The sequence below is a fragment of the Paraburkholderia sp. BL25I1N1 genome (genome assembly GCF_003002025.1).
Classification (GTDB): Bacteria; Pseudomonadota; Gammaproteobacteria; order Burkholderiales; family Burkholderiaceae; genus Paraburkholderia.
The window spans coordinates 180,258-197,602 of the sequence record NZ_PVZB01000002.1 but is presented as its reverse complement, the minus strand read 5'-3'; the positions used below and the strand labels follow the sequence as shown (position 1 = coordinate 197,602).

General features: G+C 64.3%; 14 protein-coding genes and 2 riboswitches. Of the genes, 11 read left to right on the top strand and 3 right to left on the bottom strand.

Going from position 1 to position 17,345, the window contains the following annotated elements; translation table 11 throughout:
* Positions 1–35: 35 nt before the first annotated feature.
* The gene (locus B0G73_RS03715) at positions 36–794 is read left to right on the top strand and encodes a GntR family transcriptional regulator (protein WP_106278013.1); all 759 of its coding nucleotides are present in this window, start codon (positions 36–38) and stop codon (positions 792–794) included.
* Positions 795–830: 36 nt separating this feature from the next.
* Here the strand turns inward: B0G73_RS03715 and B0G73_RS03710 are convergent, their stop codons facing one another.
* From B0G73_RS03710 to B0G73_RS03700, 3 genes are all read right to left on the bottom strand, one after another.
* Complete coding sequence (locus B0G73_RS03710; RefSeq protein ID WP_106278011.1) at positions 831–1,874, bottom strand: rod shape-determining protein; 1,044 nt, start codon at positions 1,872–1,874, stop codon at positions 831–833.
* Positions 1,875–2,031: 157 nt separating this feature from the next.
* Positions 2,032–3,108, bottom strand: coding sequence for an ABC transporter substrate-binding protein (locus B0G73_RS03705; protein ID WP_106278009.1), 1,077 nt, complete (start codon positions 3,106–3,108; stop codon positions 2,032–2,034).
* 161 nt (positions 3,109–3,269) lie between these two features.
* Positions 3,270–3,407, bottom strand: a riboswitch (guanidine-I (ykkC/yxkD leader).
* A 107-nt stretch (positions 3,408–3,514) separates the two neighbouring features.
* A complete protein-coding gene (locus B0G73_RS03700) occupies positions 3,515–3,883 on the bottom strand; it encodes a MarR family transcriptional regulator (RefSeq protein WP_106278007.1) in 369 nt (122 codons plus the stop codon).
* A gap of 156 nt (positions 3,884–4,039) precedes the next feature.
* Here B0G73_RS03700 and B0G73_RS03695 point away from each other — a divergent pair, with 156 nt between their 5' ends.
* The 10 genes from B0G73_RS03695 to B0G73_RS03645 all read left to right on the top strand — a co-directional run bounded on the left by B0G73_RS03695 (position 4,040) and on the right by B0G73_RS03645 (position 17,287).
* Complete coding sequence (locus B0G73_RS03695; protein WP_106278005.1) at positions 4,040–4,942, top strand: sugar phosphate isomerase/epimerase; 903 nt, start codon at positions 4,040–4,042, stop codon at positions 4,940–4,942.
* A gap of 9 nt (positions 4,943–4,951) precedes the next feature.
* A complete protein-coding gene (locus tag B0G73_RS03690; RefSeq protein ID WP_106278003.1) occupies positions 4,952–6,007 on the top strand; it encodes an isopenicillin N synthase family oxygenase in 1,056 nt (351 codons plus the stop codon).
* A 461-nt stretch (positions 6,008–6,468) separates the two neighbouring features.
* Positions 6,469–6,603, top strand: a riboswitch (guanidine-I (ykkC/yxkD leader).
* A gap of 57 nt (positions 6,604–6,660) precedes the next feature.
* Entirely contained in the window at positions 6,661–7,416 is a 756-nt protein-coding gene (locus B0G73_RS03680; RefSeq protein WP_106278000.1) for an urea amidolyase associated protein UAAP1, read from the top strand.
* 11 nt (positions 7,417–7,427) lie between these two features.
* Entirely contained in the window at positions 7,428–8,084 is a 657-nt protein-coding gene (locus B0G73_RS03675) for an urea amidolyase associated protein UAAP2 (protein ID WP_106277998.1), read from the top strand.
* A complete protein-coding gene (gene uca, locus B0G73_RS03670) occupies positions 8,081–11,677 on the top strand; it encodes an urea carboxylase (protein WP_106277997.1) in 3,597 nt (1,198 codons plus the stop codon). The genes B0G73_RS03675 and uca overlap by 4 nt, the downstream gene beginning before the upstream one ends.
* Entirely contained in the window at positions 11,674–13,128 is a 1,455-nt protein-coding gene (gene atzF, locus B0G73_RS03665; protein WP_106277995.1) for an allophanate hydrolase, read from the top strand. The genes uca and atzF overlap by 4 nt, the downstream gene beginning before the upstream one ends.
* Positions 13,115–14,086: an ABC transporter permease gene (locus tag B0G73_RS03660; protein WP_106277993.1), complete on the top strand. Its 972-nt coding sequence runs from the start codon at positions 13,115–13,117 to the stop codon at positions 14,084–14,086. Before atzF ends, B0G73_RS03660 begins: the two co-directional genes overlap by 14 nt.
* Before the next feature lie 59 nt (positions 14,087–14,145).
* On the top strand, positions 14,146–15,060 hold the full coding sequence (locus B0G73_RS03655) for an ABC transporter ATP-binding protein (protein ID WP_106277992.1): 915 nt from the start codon (positions 14,146–14,148) through the stop codon (positions 15,058–15,060).
* An 89-nt stretch (positions 15,061–15,149) separates the two neighbouring features.
* Positions 15,150–15,827 (top strand): heavy metal response regulator transcription factor, encoded by a 678-nt coding sequence (locus tag B0G73_RS03650; RefSeq protein ID WP_106277990.1) that lies wholly within the window; start codon positions 15,150–15,152, stop codon positions 15,825–15,827.
* The gene (locus B0G73_RS03645; protein WP_106277989.1) at positions 15,827–17,287 is read left to right on the top strand and encodes a heavy metal sensor histidine kinase; all 1,461 of its coding nucleotides are present in this window, start codon (positions 15,827–15,829) and stop codon (positions 17,285–17,287) included. Before B0G73_RS03650 ends, B0G73_RS03645 begins: the two co-directional genes overlap by 1 nt.
* Positions 17,288–17,345: the final 58 nt, after the last annotated feature.

Sequence of the window (17,345 nt, the reverse complement as noted above, 5' to 3'; positions counted from 1 at the left end):
AACACCGATAATAAGAAAAAAGGGACCCTGGCATCATGAACGACGACCCGACGAATCTGCTGGAGACGCCCGCTGCATCCGGCATGCTGGAGACGCCTGCCGCGCCGGCCGCGGCGAATCCGCTTGCCGAGCAGGTGTACCAGCAGCTCAAGACCGATATCTTCAGCTTTCGCCTGTTTCCCGGCGACCGCTTTTCCGAAAACGGCATCGCGCAGCACTACGGCGTGTCACGCACGCCGATGCGCGACGGCCTGTTCCGTCTGCAACGCGAAGGCTATCTGGAAGTCGGCTTCCGGCGCGGCTGGAAAGTGGCGCCGATCAACTTCGATCAACTCGATCAGCTCTACGATTTGCGCATCGTGCTGGAAGTCGCGGCGGTGGAGCGGGTGGGCGCGGGTGGTGACGTCGCGCATGCGGCCGTCGAGGCATTGAAGGCGGTCTGGTGCGTGGCTCCCGAACTGCGCGAGAGCGATCCGGTGAAAATGTTCGGCATGGACGAAAACTTTCACCGGCAACTCGTCGCCGCCACCGGCAACGCGGAAATGCTGCGCGTGCATAACGAAGTGACCGAGCGCATCCGCATCGTGCGGCGGCTCGATTTTCTGAAACCGCACCGCACCAGCGCGACTTACGACGAGCACTCCACCATGCTCAACCTGATCGAACGCAACCGCCTGACTGAGGCGATCATTCTGCTGCGCGCGCATATCACGCAGAGCAAGCTGGAAGTGCGCAAGATCACACTGTCGATGCTCGCCGCGGCGCGCGATAGCAAGCTGCCGTTCGTTTCCTGAGCGGCAGCTTGTCGAGCTTTCACCGGCAAGCCAGGCTCAGTCGTAAGAAAACGCACCGCCGAATTTGTCGATGCGTTCGAGCGCCATACCCGAGCCGCGCACCACGCAAGTAAGCGGCGCTTCGGCGACGAACACCGGCAAGCCGGTTTCCTCGGCGAGCAGGCGGTCGAGGTCGCGCAGCAGCGCACCGCCGCCTGCCAGCATGATGCCGCGCTCGGCGATGTCGGCGCCCAGTTCCGGCGGCGTCTGTTCCAGCGCGATCTTCACGGCCGAGACGATCTGGTTGAGCGGATCGGTCAGCGCTTCGAGAATCTCGTTGCTGGACACCGTGAAGCTGCGCGGAATGCCTTCGGACATATTGCGGCCTTTGACTTCCATCTCCTTGACCTCGGAGCCCGGAAACGCGGAGCCGATTTCCTTCTTGATCGCTTCGGCCGTTTGCTCGCCGATCAGCATGCCGTAGTTGCGGCGAATATAGTTGACGATGGCGTCGTCGAACTTGTCGCCGCCCACGCGCACCGAGCCTTTATAAACGATGCCGCCGAGCGAGATCACGCCCACTTCGGTCGTGCCGCCGCCGATATCGACCACCATCGAGCCGGTCGGGTCCGACACCGGCAAGCCCGCGCCGGTGGCCGCGGCCATCGGCTCCTCGATCAGATAGACCTGCGAGGCGCCCGCGCTGTGCGCGGCCTCCTTGATCGCGCGCCGCTCCACCTGGGTGGACCCGCACGGCACGCAGATGATGATGCGCGGCGACGGCGCGAACATTCGCGACTCGTGCGCCATCTGGATGAAGCGCTTGATCATCTGCTGGGTGATGTTGAAGTCGGCGATCACGCCGTCCTTCATCGGGCGGATCGCCTCGATATTGCCCGGCACCTTGCCGAGCATCTGTTTTGCTTCCTTGCCGACGGCCAGAATGATTTTCTTGCCATTCGGGCCGCCTTCCTGACGAATCGACACCACCGAGGGTTCGTCCAGCACGATGCCCTTGCCACGCATGTAAATCAGGGTGTTCGACGTGCCGAGGTCGATGGCCAGGTCATTGGAAAAATAGCCGCGCAGAAAACCGAACATGCAAATTCCTGTCTCTCGGAAGTCGGGCGCAAAGCGCCGCTTGGAGTGCCGCCCGAAGGCGGCAGGCGACCAGTTGACGGTCGGGAGAGACGCAAGAATAACAGTTTCGGGTCCGCGGGCTGTCTAGCGGTTGCGATTGCGGCGCCTTGCGGGCCGCTTACTGCGCGTTGGCAAGCTCCGGATCGATATAGGCGCTCACGTTCTGCGACTGTTTGTACACGGCGTTGCGCACGTTGAACTTGTCGGCGTTCGCGCTCGAACCGTACACGGAGTCGAGTCCGTCGCCTTTGGTGAAGGCCTTTTTCGCCGCCGCGGCGTCGAGCAGGTGCGTGCCTTTCAGCAAGGGCAAGTACTGCGCCGGCGTGAGGCCGACCCGTGCGGACATGATCTTGACCGCGTCCGGCTGCGTCTTCGGATCGTTGATATAGGCCACGCAGCGATACCAGACCTTGATCACCTTGGCCCAGTCGGCCTTGCGCGATTGCAGGCTGACGGGGTTGACCGTGATCGCGTCGTAGATCAGGCCGGGGGCGTCGGCGGAGGTGAAGATGGGCCGCGAGCCGGGCACGCGTTTGAGCGCTTCGCCCGCGTTCGGTTGCCAGGCGCCGACCGCGGCGACGTCGCCGGATGAGGCGAGCACTTGCGGCAATTCGTTGGTCTTCGCATTGACGAGCGTGAGGTCCGATTCCTTCAGCGCATGTTTTTCGAGCGCGGTGTCGAGCAGCAGGTGATCGACGAGACCCATTTCCACGCCGACCTTCTTGCCCTTCAATCCTTCCACCGTGCGCACCGGCGGCTTGGCGACGATCATGTCGTTGCCGCTCGAATAGTCGGTGAGCAGGATCATCACGTTTTTCGCGCCGCTTGCGCCCGTCACGAGCGCGTCGCCGTTGGTCGCGCCGACCGCGTCGAGCTTGCCGGCGGAAAATGCATCGAGCGACGCTGAGTAGTCGAACCATTGAAAATTGACGTCCACGCCCGCTTCCTTGAACCAGCCTTTTTCGATGGCGATCTGGAAAGCGACGAAGCCGGGCCAGTCGCTATAGCCGATGGCGAGCGGTGCGGCCGCGGCTTGCGCCGGGCTGGCGGCAGGGCCCGCGGCAAGACCGATAGCGAGTGCGGCGGCGGCCACAGCGAGCGCGCCACGCGTGCGCAGGGCCGAGGCGAAGCGGGCAGGCGAGGCGATTGATACACGGGGAGTGCGAGACGTCAGGACAGATGCGAAGCGTTTCATCGTTTTCTCCAGGAGACCGGTCAATTGCGATTGTTGAGTTGGATCGCGCGGCGACTGCGCGATGAAACAACATGACCGGTTCCCGCGAGAGAACAACGACGCGGAAACTGCGGGAGACAAACACCGGCCACGGAGAGGCACGATAGACATTGCTATCGCCAATCTCCCGGGCTTTTGTCCCGCCGTGTAGTGCGGCCGCCAGTACGTGCCTGCAATCGGATTGCAAGCGAACCGGTCGGCGCACCGGGCTGCTCTCGGACCAGACATTCTCGCGAACCGGAACCCTAGCATCCCTAAGATGCGACGCTGCCGCACCTCTCGGTGAATCATCTAGCGAGAAATATGCCAGCGGGTTGCGCGGTTGAGATTACGGCAACGGTTCAACTTCGGCTCCGCGTGAGCGAAGTCAATCCAGCGCCGCGAACCGTTGATGCACGTAAGCGAGAAACTGCTCCAGCCGTTCCTCGATCGATGCCGCGAGGCTCACCTGTTTGATGCGGCGATCCTCGGCGGAACTCGTTTCCAGCAGCCAGCCGCCGTCGATCAACTCCTGCACGTACCGCACGGCGGTGCGGCGGCTCACGCCCGGCATGAATTCGTAGAGCGCTGTCTTGGCGAAATGATCGCCCTGATCCACCCACATGCGGCAGAACAGGTCGCTGTAGTTCAGGTCGTTCAGGCCGAGATCGCCGAAATGCGCCGACCACTGCCAGTCCATGTCGAGAATGGCGCGCGCGACGGCTTGCCCCTTGGCCCGCGCAATTTTCTTCTTCATCGATTCACCACGAGGAGGAGGGCTGCACAGTTTAAGTGCTAATCGAGCCGGAAATCGGGCGCGCGAAAATATTCCACGGCCACGCAAGGATAGTTTATTGACTCGCGCTTTTCATGCGTACTATTGCATGCAAATTTGCATGTAAATGGAGAGGCGATGAAACTCGAATTGTTCAAGACGTTCTGGGGATTCGACGGCGGCCCGCGCGATGCCGCGCCGCTCGTGCGGGCGGCCGGCTTCGACGGCATCGAAGCGCCGGTGCCGTCCGGCGGCGCAGCGCGCGATGCTTTTGCGCAGGCCATTGCCGACGAGCGCCTGGGTTTCATCGCGGAGATCACGACGGCCGGCAGCTATGTGCCGGAACGTTCCGCGACGCCTGCCGATCATCTGCGAGACTTCGAGGAGAAAATCGTCTGGGGCAAGCCGCTCGAACCGCGCTTCTTCAACGTCATGGCCGGTTGCGATGCGTGGCCGGCGGCGACCCAGCTGGACTTCTTCGCGCGCGCGGTGGAGATCGCGGCGAAACACGATGTGACGTGCAGCTTCGAAACGCACCGTGGGCGCTCGTTCTATAACCCCTGGATCACTCGCGACGTCGCGCGCGCCGTGCCCGCGCTCAAGCTAACCTGCGACTTCAGCCATTGGGTGTCGGTGTGCGAGCGGCTGCTCGACAGCGAGTGGGACACGATCCTCGAACTGGCGCCGCATGCGCATCATTTGCATGGCCGTATCGGCTATCCGCAAGGTCCGCAGGTGCCGCATCCGGCGGCGCCCGAGTATGCGGACTGCCTCGCTTCGCATCAGCGGATCTGGGAAGCGCTGTGGAGCGCGCAGATCGAGCAGGGCTACACCGTCACGACGATGACGCCGGAGTTCGGCCCCGACGGTTATCTGCATACGCTGCCGTTTACGAACGCGCCGGTGGCCGATCTGTGGGAGATCAATACATGGATGGGGCGCGAGGAACGGCGCCATCTGGCTGCGTTCCTTGCCGAGCGCGAAGGAGGCGGCGGGCGAAAAGAGCAGACGCAATCTCAAACCAGCGCGCAGCTTGTCTAGGCACATCTCATGAACCCAACCCATACGGGCTTTCAGCAACTACCCATTGTCGACGTGAGCGGCCTGTTCAGCGACGACGCCAGCCGGCGGCTCGCCACCGCGCGCGCACTCGATCGCGCGGCACGCGAGGCCGGCTTTTTCTATGTCACCGGTCACCAGGTGTCGCGCGCGCAGCAAAGCGCGTTGATCGAGCAGGCCAGGCGCTTCTTCGCTGCCGAACATGAATGGAAGATGCGCTACTACATCGGCAAGTCGACGGCGCATCGCGGCTATGTGCCCGAAGGCGAGGAAGTCTTCGCGGGCGGCAAGCGCGACAGGAAGGAAGCCTTCGACACCGGCCGCGAACTGCCCGCCGACGACCCCGACGTGCGCGCCGGCACACCGATGCTGGGCCCGAATACCTGGCCGGAACAAGCGGGTTTTCGCGAAGCGGTGAGCGGCTACTACGAAGCGACGTTCGAACTCGGCCGCGCCCTGTTTCGCGGCTTCTCGCTCGCGCTCGGCTTGCCCGAACAGCATTTCGACCGGTATCTGCGCAAGCCGCCGAGCCAGTTGCGGCTGATCCACTATCCGCTCGATCCGTCGGCGGAAGACCGGCCTGGCATCGGCGCGCATACCGACTACGAGTGCTTCACGATCCTGCTGCCGACCGCGCCCGGACTCGAAGTGATGAACGGCGAGGGCGAGTGGATCGATGCGCCGCCGGTCGAGAACGCGTTTGTCGTGAACATCGGCGACATGCTGGAAGTGTGGACGGGCGGGACGTATATCGCGACGTCGCATCGCGTGCGCAAGGTGCGGGAGGAGCGCTACTCGTTCCCGCTCTTTTTCGCCTGCGACTATCACACGGTGGTCGCGCCGCTGCCGCCATTCGCGACGCCCGAAGCGGTGGCGAAATACCCGCCCGTGTCGGCGGGCGACCATCTGTTCGCGCAGACAGCGCAGAGTTTTACCTATCTGAAGGAACGTCTCGAACGCGGAGAACTACAGTTGCCCGATGGTTCGAAAGCGTTGTCGAGCTTCGGCCAACAGGCGCGCTATGCGAGCGCGGATCTGAACACTTAAGGCTGAGTTAAAACGTGCCGAGATCCAATGGCGAATGCCTGGATGCGTAGCATCACGACAACACGCCGCTTCAGTTACGAGCGGCGCTGTTGCTTTTGCAGCTCGATGAAACGTGCCGACATCAAGGTGTAAAGCGCGCGTCGGATAGCGGCAAGCGTCGGCATGGTCGTGTCAGGAAGGGAGTGGATGTGGCGCATTGATACGCACACACCATGCCATCGTTCAGAGCCATATCCGGCGTCGCGCGGGCCCGCGGCGAGCCCAATCGTGGTGCCCGGCGCATCCAACTGGTGCGGATTCACAAACGGCGCTGGTGCGTGCGCGATCGGCCCACACCTACCTGCCTGCCGCGGGCATCGCATCCAATCCCTTGCCACGCCACACTTGCCGCATCCTCGATACAACGCTGGCACGCAACTCGCTTAGCTACGCAGCGAGAGGTGCGAAGTAATTTGCATCATCTTCAGGATCGCTAGGGTTCCGGTCGTGTGCAGGTCAATGCGCACGATGTCTGGTCCGAGAGCAATCCGGTCTTGCCGTTCACCTTCTTTCAAGGCGCCGGCGAGGCTCCACGGAGGGATAAAAGCCCGGGAGGTCGCGATGTCGGTCAATCGCCCTCTCATGCTTATTCCCAACCGATACCTGGAGCCTCCATGTCGACGCAATCCCCTGTCGATCTCGCACCGATCCCGCACGTGGCATGGGAAACGGTGATTCCCGCCGGCACGCACTGGTCCGGCGTGCTGCGCCGTGGCATGGCGTTGCGCGTCGTCGATAGCGAAGGCGGCGCGAATCTGGCCGCCGTGTTCTACCGGCACGACGAACCGCTCGAACGCTACAACATGGCCGATACGCTGAAGGCGCAGCACACCGCGCATCTGACGCGCGGCCACGTGCTCTATTCGGACATGGGCCGCGTGCTGGCCTCGATCACCGCCGATACGCTCGGCTGGCACGATCCGCTCGGCGGCGTCGGCGACGCGGAATTGTCCGCCGCGAAATACGGCGAGGCGCGTTACCAGCAGCACCGCAATGCAATGATCCGCAACGGCCGCGACAGTCTGCTGCTCGAACTGGCGAAGCACGGACTCGGCACACGCGACCTCGTCGCCAATATCAACTTCTTCAGCAAACTCGCGATCGGCGAGGACGGCGCGCTCAGCTTCGTAGCGAGTCATTCGCCGGCCGGCGCCGCGTTCGATCTGCGTTTCGAAATGGACACGCTCGCCGTGTTTTCGACCGCACCGCATCCGCTCGACCCTTCATCCGAATACAAGCCGAGGCCCGTCAAGCTGATCGCGTACCGCGCGTATTCAGCCGACGCCTGCGTGCCGGCCGACGATCCCTGCCGTTGCTCGTGCCCGGAGAACGGGCGCGGCTTCGTCAACACCGACCGTCTGTTCGTTTAAGGAGACCCGCGATGCCTATTATCGAAAGCAAGCTCGAACTCCGTCATGCGGTCTACGACCTCACGCTGCCTTCGGGCGAGCCGTGGCTGCACGAAGTCAAACGCGGCCAGGTGTTCCGCATTCTCGACCTGGAAGGCAATCAGGCCGTGGACACGCTGTTCTATAACAGCGCCGATCCGCTCGAACGCTATAGCGCGCAGGACACGATCCGCGCGCAACGCAATCTCTATCTGTCCGCCGGCAGCGTGCTCATGTCGAACCTCGGCAAGCCGATGCTGAGCATCGTCGCCGACACGTGCGGCCGTCATGACACGCTCGGCGGTGCTTGCGCGGCCGAGAGCAATACCGTGCGTTACGCGCTCGACAAGCGTCATATGCATAGCTGCCGCGACAGCTTCCTGCATGCGATCACGCATTGCACGTGCGGCGTGGGCACGCAGCTCGGCAAGCGCGACATCGTCAGCAACATCAACTTCTTCATGAACGTGCCGGTGACGCCGCTCGGCAAACTGACGTTCGAAGACGGTATCTCCGCGCCGGGCAAATATGTCGAAATGCGCGCCGAAATGGATGTCACGGTGCTCATCTCGAACTGCCCGCAGTTGAATAATCCGTGCAACGGCTTCAACCCGACGCCCGTGCGACTGACGATCTGGGATGCCCAATGAGATTCCACAAAGTCCTGATTGCCAATCGCGGCGAGATTGCCTGCCGCGTGATTCGCACGCTCAAGCGGCTGGGCATCGCGTCGGTCGCGGTCTATTCCGAAGCCGATCGCCATGCCATGCATGTGATGCTCGCCGACGAAGCCGTGTGCATCGGTCCGGCGCTCGCGGCGCAGAGTTATCTGAACAGCGCGGCAATTCTCGAAGCGGCGCGTGCAAGCGGCGCCGACGCTGTGCATCCCGGCTACGGCTTTCTGTCCGAGAACGCCGCCTTCGCGCAAGCTTGCGACGACGCCGGGATCCGCTTCATCGGCCCGACGCCGCAGCAGATGCGCGAGTTCGGCCTGAAGCATACTGCGCGCGAAATCGCTCAAGCCAACGACGTTGCCTTGCTGCCGGGCACAGGCTTGCTGCCCGACGTGAGTGCGGCGTTGCGCGAGGCGGAGTCGATCGGCTATCCGGTGATGCTGAAAAGCACCGCGGGCGGCGGTGGCATCGGCATGTCGCTGTGCCGCGACGCCGCGCAACTGGAGAGCGTGTTTGCGTCGGTCGCGCGGCTCGGCGCAGCGAACTTTGCCAATGCGGGTGTGTACGTCGAGAAGTTCGTGGAAAACGCTCGTCATATCGAAGTGCAGATTTTCGGCGACGGCAAAGGCGGCGTGATCTCGCTCGGCGAACGCGATTGTTCGGTGCAGCGGCGCAACCAGAAGGTGATCGAGGAGACGCCCGCGCCTAGCCTCACGCACGCGGAACGCAGCGCGCTGCATGCGAGCGCCGTGCGTCTCGCTCAAGCGGTGATGTACAAATCAGCGGGCACCGTGGAGTTCGTTTTCGATGCCGACACGCGCCGCTTCTATTTCCTCGAAGTGAACACGCGATTGCAGGTCGAGCACTGCGTGACGGAAGAAGTCACGGGTATCGATCTGGTCGAGTGGATGATCCGCGAAGCCGAGGGCGAACTTGCGCCGCTCGATACGCTGGCGCCCGTGCCGCAAGGTGCGAGCATTCAGGTGCGGCTGTACGCGGAAGACCCGCACAAACAGTTTCAACCGAGTGCAGGCGTGCTGACGCATGTCGCGTTCGCCGTCGACGCGCGAGTCGACACGTGGGTCGATTCGGGCACGGAAGTCAGTGCGTTCTACGATCCATTGCTCGCCAAGCTGATCGTCAAAGGCGAGACGCGCGAGGCTGCGCTGACCGCGCTGCGTGCCGCGCTGGAGCAAACGCAGTTGTACGGCATCGAAACCAATCTCGACTATCTGCGCGCCATTGCCGGATCGGTGACGTTTGCGCGCGGTGAGCAGACCACCGCGTTCCTGTCGCGCTTCATGTTCGCGCCGCATACGATCGACGTGCTCGACGGCGGCGTGCAAACCACCGTGCAGCAGACGCCCGGACGAACCGGCTACTGGGACATCGGCGTGCCGCCGTCGGGTCCGATGGACGATCTGTCGTTCCGCCTCGCCAACGAACTGCTCGGCAATCCCGCCGACGCCGCGGGGCTCGAATGCGCGATGGTCGGCGCCACGCTGCGCTTCAATACCGCGACGCTTTTCGTGCTCGGCGGCGCGCCGCTCGCCGCCACGCTCGACGGCGCGCCGGTCGCGCTCTGGCAAGTCACGCGCGCGCCGGCGGGTGCCGTGCTCAAGCTCGGTGGCGTAACAGGCGCCGGCATGCGCGCATGTCTCGCGCTGAAGGGCGGCCTGCAGGTGCCGGACTATCTGGGCAGCAAGGCGACCTTCACGCTCGGGCAGTTTGGCGGCCACGCAGGTCGCGCTTTGCGCAAGGGCGACGTGCTGCATCTCGCCGATGGCGCGGATCGCGGTGAAGCGGGCGCGCAACTGGACGCGACGCGCGTGCCGGTGCTGACGCACGACTGGACGCTCGGCGTGCTCGACGGCCCGCATGGCGCGCCCGATTTCTTCACGCCCGACGACATCGCGATGCTCTACGGCACGCGCTGGACGGTGCACTACAACTCCAGCCGCACAGGTGTGCGCCTGATCGGCCCCAAACCGCAATGGGCTCGTACGGATGGCGGCGAGGCGGGGCTGCATCCGTCGAATATTCACGACAACGCGTATGCGGTCGGTGCGGTGGACTTCACCGGCGATATGCCCGTAATTCTCGGTCCAGACGGTCCGAGCCTCGGCGGCTTCGTGTGTCCGGTCACGGTGGTGGGCGAGGAGTTGTGGAAGCTCGGTCAACTGCGTCCGGGCGATACGGTGCGCTTCGAACGGGTGCCGGTCAAAGCGGCGCAACGCGTGACACAGGCGAGCGAAGCGGCTCACGATTGCATCCTCTACCGCGACCCGACGGCGGGCGAGGGCACTGGCGTGGTCTATCGCCGCTCCGGCGATCAGAATGTGCTGATCGAATACGGTCCGCTCGTGCTCGACCTGAACCTGCGCTTTCGCGTGCATGCGTTGATGAACTGGCTCGACGCGCACCGCTTGCCGGGCATCATCGATCTGACGCCGGGCATCCGTTCGCTGCAGGTGCATTTCGACCACCGCGTGCTGTCGCACGACACGTTGCTCGCGCATCTGCAGCAAGCCGAGCGCGAACTGCCCGCCGTGGACGCGATGCGCGTGCCGAACCGCATTGTGCATTTGCCGCTCTCATGGGACGACCCGTCGACGCGGATCGCGATCGAACGCTACATGCAATCCGTACGTCCCGACGCGCCGTGGTGCCCGAGCAATATCGAGTTCATTCGCCGCATCAACGGACTGCATGGTATCGACGACGTAAAGCGCATCGTGTTCGACGCACGCTACCTCGTCATGGGTCTCGGCGACGTCTATCTCGGCGCGCCGGTCGCGACGCCGCTCGATCCGCGTCACCGGCTCGTCACCACCAAGTACAACCCGGCGCGCACGTGGACGCCGGAGAACGCGGTGGGCATCGGCGGTGCGTATCTGTGCGTGTATGGCATGGAAGGTCCGGGCGGTTATCAGTTCGTCGGCCGCACCGTGCAGATGTGGAACCGCTATCGCACCACGCGCGAGTTCGAAGCGGGCAAGCCGTGGCTGCTGCGCTTCTTCGATGAGATCCGTTTCTACGAAGTGAGTGAGGCCGAACTGGCCGAACTGCGCACGGATTTCATCGCGGGCCGCGCGAGTCTGAAGATCGAGGAGTCCGTGTTCGACCTCGGCGCATACAACCGTTTCCTGAAGGACGAAGCCGAGTCGATCGCCGCGTTCAAAAGCACGCAGCAAGCCGCCTTCGATGCGGAACGCGAGCGCTGGGATGCGGCCGGACATGCCGATTACGTCGGCGAATCGGATGGCGATGCGGCGCATGCCGGCAACATGACGAACGACGCGCTTGCGGCCGGCCAGCAAGGCATTGTCGCCGACGTGTCGGGCAGCGTGTGGAAGCTGCTCGTCAAGGCCGGCGAACGGGTCGCCGACGGCCAGGTGGTGGCGATTGTCGAGTCGATGAAGATGGAAATCTCCGTCACCGCGAGCGGCGACGGCGTGATCGAAACGATCGACTGCGCGGAAGGCGCGGCGGTCGTCGCGGGTCAACGATTGATGGTGATGCGCGCCGGCATTGCAGCCGACGCCACCGAGGAGGCTACGTGCAAATGAAATCCCACGACGATCTGTTCCAGTCGATGTCGATCGAAGCGCTGCGGGCGCGCTATCGCGCCGGCAGCCTCACGCCGGCGCAACTGGTGGAAGCCATCGCCGCGCGGACTTCGGGCGACGATCCGCATCACGCATGGATCCGCCCGTTGAGCCGCAACGAGATGATGCGTTACGCCGACGCGCTCGAAGGCCGCGACATCGACGCATTGCCGCTCTACGGCGTGCCGTTCGCCATCAAGGATAATATCGACCTGGCCGGCATTCCGACCACCGCCGCGTGCCCCGCTTATGCGTACACGCCCACGGTTAGCGCGCCGGTGGTCGCGCGCCTGATCGCAGCCGGCGCGATTCCGATCGGCAAGACCAATCTCGACCAGTTCGCCACGGGGTTGTCCGGCCAGCGCTCGCCGCACGGTGCGTGCCGCAACGCGCTCGATCCGCGCTATGCATCGGGCGGCTCGAGCTCCGGTTCGGCGGTATCGGTCGCGCTCGGGCTGGCGGCGTTTTCGCTGGGCACCGACACGGCCGGCTCGGGACGCGTGCCGGCGGCATTCCACGGCCTGTTCGGACTGAAGCCGACCAAGGGCGTGCTGAGCACGCTCGGCGTGGTGCCGGCGTGCAAATCGCTCGACTGCGTGTCGATTTTCGCGCACTCGGCGGACGACGCGCAGCGCGTGTTCGACGCCGCGCGCGGTGTCGCGCCAAGTGATCCGTATGCGCGCGAATTCCAGCCGCCGCCGGGCGCCGCCCAACCTGACGCGCAACCGTCGCTGCGCGGTGTGCGCTTCGGCGTGCCGCGCGCGGACCAGCTCGAATTTTTCGGCGACACCTCGTACGCGCACGCATTCGATGCCGCGCTCACGCGTTTGCGAGCCGCCCGCGCCGAATTGGTCGAGATCGACTTCGAGCCGTTCCTCGCCACCGCGCGGCTGCTTTATGAAGGACCGTGGGTCGCCGAGCGGCTCGCGGCGATCCGCGAGTTCGCCGACGCGCAGCCGGATGCGCTGCATCCGGTGATCCGCGAGATCATCGGCGGCGCGGCGCGCTGGAGCGCGGCCGATGCGTTCGCCGCGTTCGACCGCCTCGCGTTCCTGCGCATGCAAGCGGCGCAAGTCTGGCAGCGGATCGACGCCATCGTTACGCCGACTTCGGCGACGACCGCCACCGTCGACGAACTGGAAGCGGACCCGATCCGCGTGAACTCGCGCTTCGGCTACTACACGAACTTCGTCAACCTGCTCGACCTGTCGGCGCTGGCGGTGCCGGCCGGCGTCTGCACGGTCGGCCGGCATGCGGGCTTGCCGTTCGGCGTGAGCTTCGTCGCGCGTGCCCACGAAGACATCGTGCTGCTCGATCTGGCGCGCGCGTGGCTCGACGAAACGACCGCCGCTCCAGGGTCCATATACGACGCAACCACAGTCCGCCCCGGAGAATCCCATGACCGTCATTGACAGAACCGAATGGTTCGCGGTGCGCCGCGAACTCTCTGCGCGCGGCAAATGGCTGTTAGGGGCGGGCTCGTTCCTGTTGCCGCTGCTGGTCTGGTGTCTGGTCAGCTATGTGCCGTTCATCTGGCATCCGCAGGTGCTGATCGAGACGCCGGGCAGCGTCGACTATTTCCAGCCGGGCATGCGTGTCGACAAGGACGTGTTCGCCGACGAACTTGCCCATGCGCGCGACGCCCATGCTGCCTTGCCGGCCGGCGAACCGGTCAACCCGGTGTATTTGCCCGCGCCCCATGAAGTGCTGCGCGCGTTCTATACCGCGTTCACCACGCCGCCCGCATCACGCGACGGCGTCTGGCTGCATCAGAGTCTCTGGCACAGCATTCAGGTGATCTTCTGGGGCTTCGTGCTGTCGTCGGTGATCGGCGTGCCGATCGGCATCGTATGCGGCACGTACAGCGCGATCGCGCGCTTGCAGGAGCCGTTCTTCGAGTTCTTTCGCTACTTGCCCGCGCCCGCGTTCGGCGCGTTGATGGTGGCGATTCTCGGCATTTACGACGGCCCGAAGATCGCGATCATCATGATCGGCACACTGTTCCAGCAGGTGCTGATCGTGGCCAACACCACCCGCAAGCTCGAATACGGCCTGTTCGAAGCCGCCATGACGCTCGGCACCAGGAAGTTCAAGCTGCTCACGCACGTGGTGATCCCCGGCATCCTGCCCGACCTGTACCGCGACCAGCGCATTCTGCTCGGCTGGGCGTGGACCTATCTGATCGTGGCGGAACTGGTTGGGACCAGCTCCGGCATCACCTGGTACATCACGCAGCAGGCGCGCTACCAGCATTTCGACAACGTCTATGCGGCGATCATGATGATCGGCATCATCGGCCTGGGCACCGATCTCGTGCTGGCCTTTCTCGGCCGCAAGCTGTTTCCGTGGGACCGCACGCTCAAGGCGTAGCGGACGGTTTCGTGACACGGCTTATCGCATGCACCGCAGCGCATTCAAAGGATTCCATCATGTTAAATCCGCAACCCGTTCCGTCGTACCTGATCCAGTCCGAAGCGGTACGCGAGCGTTTCGACCGCCTGAAATCGCGCGAGGTGATTCTGGAGGTGCGCGACCTCGGCAAGCGCTTCAAGGCGGCACAAGGCGAGTGCACGGCGCTCGACGGCATCAGTTTCAAGACGCACCGGCGTGAGTTCGTCTGCGTGATCGGACCGTCGGGCTGCGGCAAGTCCACGCTGGTGCGCATTCTCGCCGGCCTGGAGGCGCAGACGAGCGGCAGCGTGCTGCTCGACGGCAAGCCGGTGCAAGGGCCCGGCGCCGACCGCGGCATGGTGTTTCAGGGCTACACGCTGTTTCCGTGGCTGACGGTCAAGAAGAACGTCATGTTCGGTCTGAAGATGAACGGCCACAGCACTCTGCATGCGGAACGCGAGGCGCTGCAATGGCTCGATCTGGTCGGTCTGACGAAATTCGCCAATGCCTATCCGCATCAGTTGTCGGGCGGCATGAAGCAGCGCGTGGCGATTGCCCGCGCGCTCGCCAACCGTCCGCGCATTCTGCTGATGGACGAACCCTTCGGCGCACTCGACGCGCAAACGCGCGCGAAGATGCAGACGCACCTGCTCGATATCTGGCGCAACATTGACGTGACCGTGCTGTTCATCACGCACGACCTGGACGAGGCGATCTTTCTCGCCGACCGGATACTGGTGCTGAAGGCGAATCCCGGCGAGGTGCAGGAGTTGATCGAAGTGCCGGTGCCGCGGCCGCGCGACTATTCGCAGGTCACTTCGCCGGAGTTTCTGGCGACCAAGGCGCGGCTCGAGGCCTTGATCCATCCGCCCACGGAGACCCGCGACGAGGAGGACGATGTGGTCAAACCGCACATGATCCGTATGACCGACATCGCGGACAACGTCGAGTAGGTCGCAGCGCATCGACATTACCGGATCGTAATCGCCCGTTGGGGTGCTTGACGGTATGATTCCACCGTCAATGCCAAGCGGAGCAACCGATGCGAATCCTGGTGATCGAGGACGAGCTGAAAACAGCGGCCTACCTCAAGAAAGGCCTGGAAGAATCCGGCTATGCGGTCGATGTGGCCAACGACGGCCCGCAAGGGCTGATCCTCGCGCTGGAAGAAGAGTACGACGTGATCGTGCTCGACGTGATGCTGCCGGGCATGGACGGCTGGACCATCGTCAAGACCTTGCGCGCGAAACGCACCACGCCCGTGCTGTTCCTTACCGCGCGCGACGACGTCGACGACCGCGTGCGCGGCCTCGAACTCGGCGCGGACGATTACCTCGTCAAACCTTTTGCCTTCGTCGAGTTGCTGGCGCGCGTGCGCACGCTGGCGCGCCGGGGCCCGCCGCGCGAAAGCGAATTGATCAAGGTGGGCGATCTGGAAATGGACGTGAACCGCCGTCGCGTGAAGCGGGGCGGCACGCGTATCGACCTCACGCCGCGTGAGTTCTCGCTGCTGCAACTGCTCGCGCGCCGCCAGGGCGAAGTGCTGAGCCGCACGCAGATCGCGTCGTATGTGTGGGACATGAATTTCGACAGCGACACCAACGTGGTCGAAGTCGCGATCCGCCGCTTGCGCACCAAGATCGACGACAACTTTCCCGTCAAGCTGATCCACACCGTGCGCGGCGTGGGCTATGTGCTCGAACTGAAGGACACTGCCTGATGCGCGGCCGCTCGCTTGCCGCGGCGCTCGCGCTGGCGTTCGGCGCCACCACGCTGACGGTTTTCGTGCTGGTCGGCAGTTTCCTGTATATCGCGCTCGAAAAGCAGATCAAGGCGCAGGACAATCTCGACATCGTGCTCGCCGCGCGTCACGCACGACGTCTCGCTGAGGAACTGGAGTCGGCGCAAAGCCTGCGCGACCACAGCGAGCGTTTGACTAGCGTCGTGCTCGGCAACGAAGCGCTGTCGATGGAAGTGTTCGATCCCGACGGCAAGCGTGCGATCGAACACAACATCGCCGGCGCGCTTGCCGCACCGGATGCGGCGAGCGGCGCCGCGACTGTCGCAGGGTTGCCGCCGCTCACGCGCGTGGCCGCGACGGCGCGCATCACCGAGGCCGATATCGGCGACTGGACTGGCCGTAACGGCGCGCCGATCCGCGGCATTTTCACGGACGCACGGCTGCGTAACGGCGACACGGCGAGCCTGCTGGTGGCGCGCAACATGAGCGACCGCTGGCTGCTGCTGGACCGTTACCGCGACAAGCTCAACATGGCGGGCGTGGCCGGCGTGGTGCTGGCCATGCTGCTCGGCTACCTGCTGATTCGCGCCGCGCTGCGGCCGTTGCGCGATATCGCGGCGAGCGCGAGCCTCGTCACGGTGAATCGCCTCGATACGCGAATCGCGGTGGCGCGCGTGCCGAGCGAACTCGAAGCTCTGGTGGCCTCGCTGAACGCGATGCTCGAACGCGTCGAGCACGGGTTCCAGCGTCTGTCGCGTTTCACCGCCGACCTCGCGCACGACATGCGCACGCCACTCAGCAACATGCGCGGCGCCGCTGAAGTCGCGCTCGCGCGGCCGCGCTCCGTCGACGACTACGAAACGCTGCTCGCCTCGAATCTGGAAGAGTGCGACCGGCTCTCGCGCATGATCGAGAGCGTGCTGTTTCTGGCGCGCGCCGAGCATCCGCAGTTCGTCAAACAACTGCGCGAGTTCGACGCGGCGCAGGAGTTGACTCACATCGCCGAGTATTTCGAAGGCATTGCCGACGATGCGAATGTGCGTTTGCGCGTGAGCGGCACGGCCAACGTGACGGCCGATCTCGAGTTGTTCCGCCGCGCCGTGAGCAATCTGCTTGCCAACGCCATTCGCTATACGCGGCCGGGCGGCGAGATCGTGCTGGACGCCGGCGTGTCGGCCGAAGCCGTGCGCGTGAGCGTGGAGAACCAGGGACAGCCGATTCCCGCCGAGCATCTCGAACGGATTTTCGACCGCTTCTATCGGGTCGATCCGTCGCGCAGTTCGCTGCCGTCTTCAGGAGTGTCGCAAGGGTCCACGGGATCGACCGGGCTCGGGCTTGCCATCGTGCGCACGATCATGGAGCTGCACGGCGGCTCCGTGCATGCGGAAAGCGATGCGCGCAGTACGCGGTTCGTGCTGAGGTTTCCGCGCGCCAACTAGATCGCAAAACCTTACTCGCGGCATCTGGCAGGCACCGCGTTCAAGCATTTCACGGCGG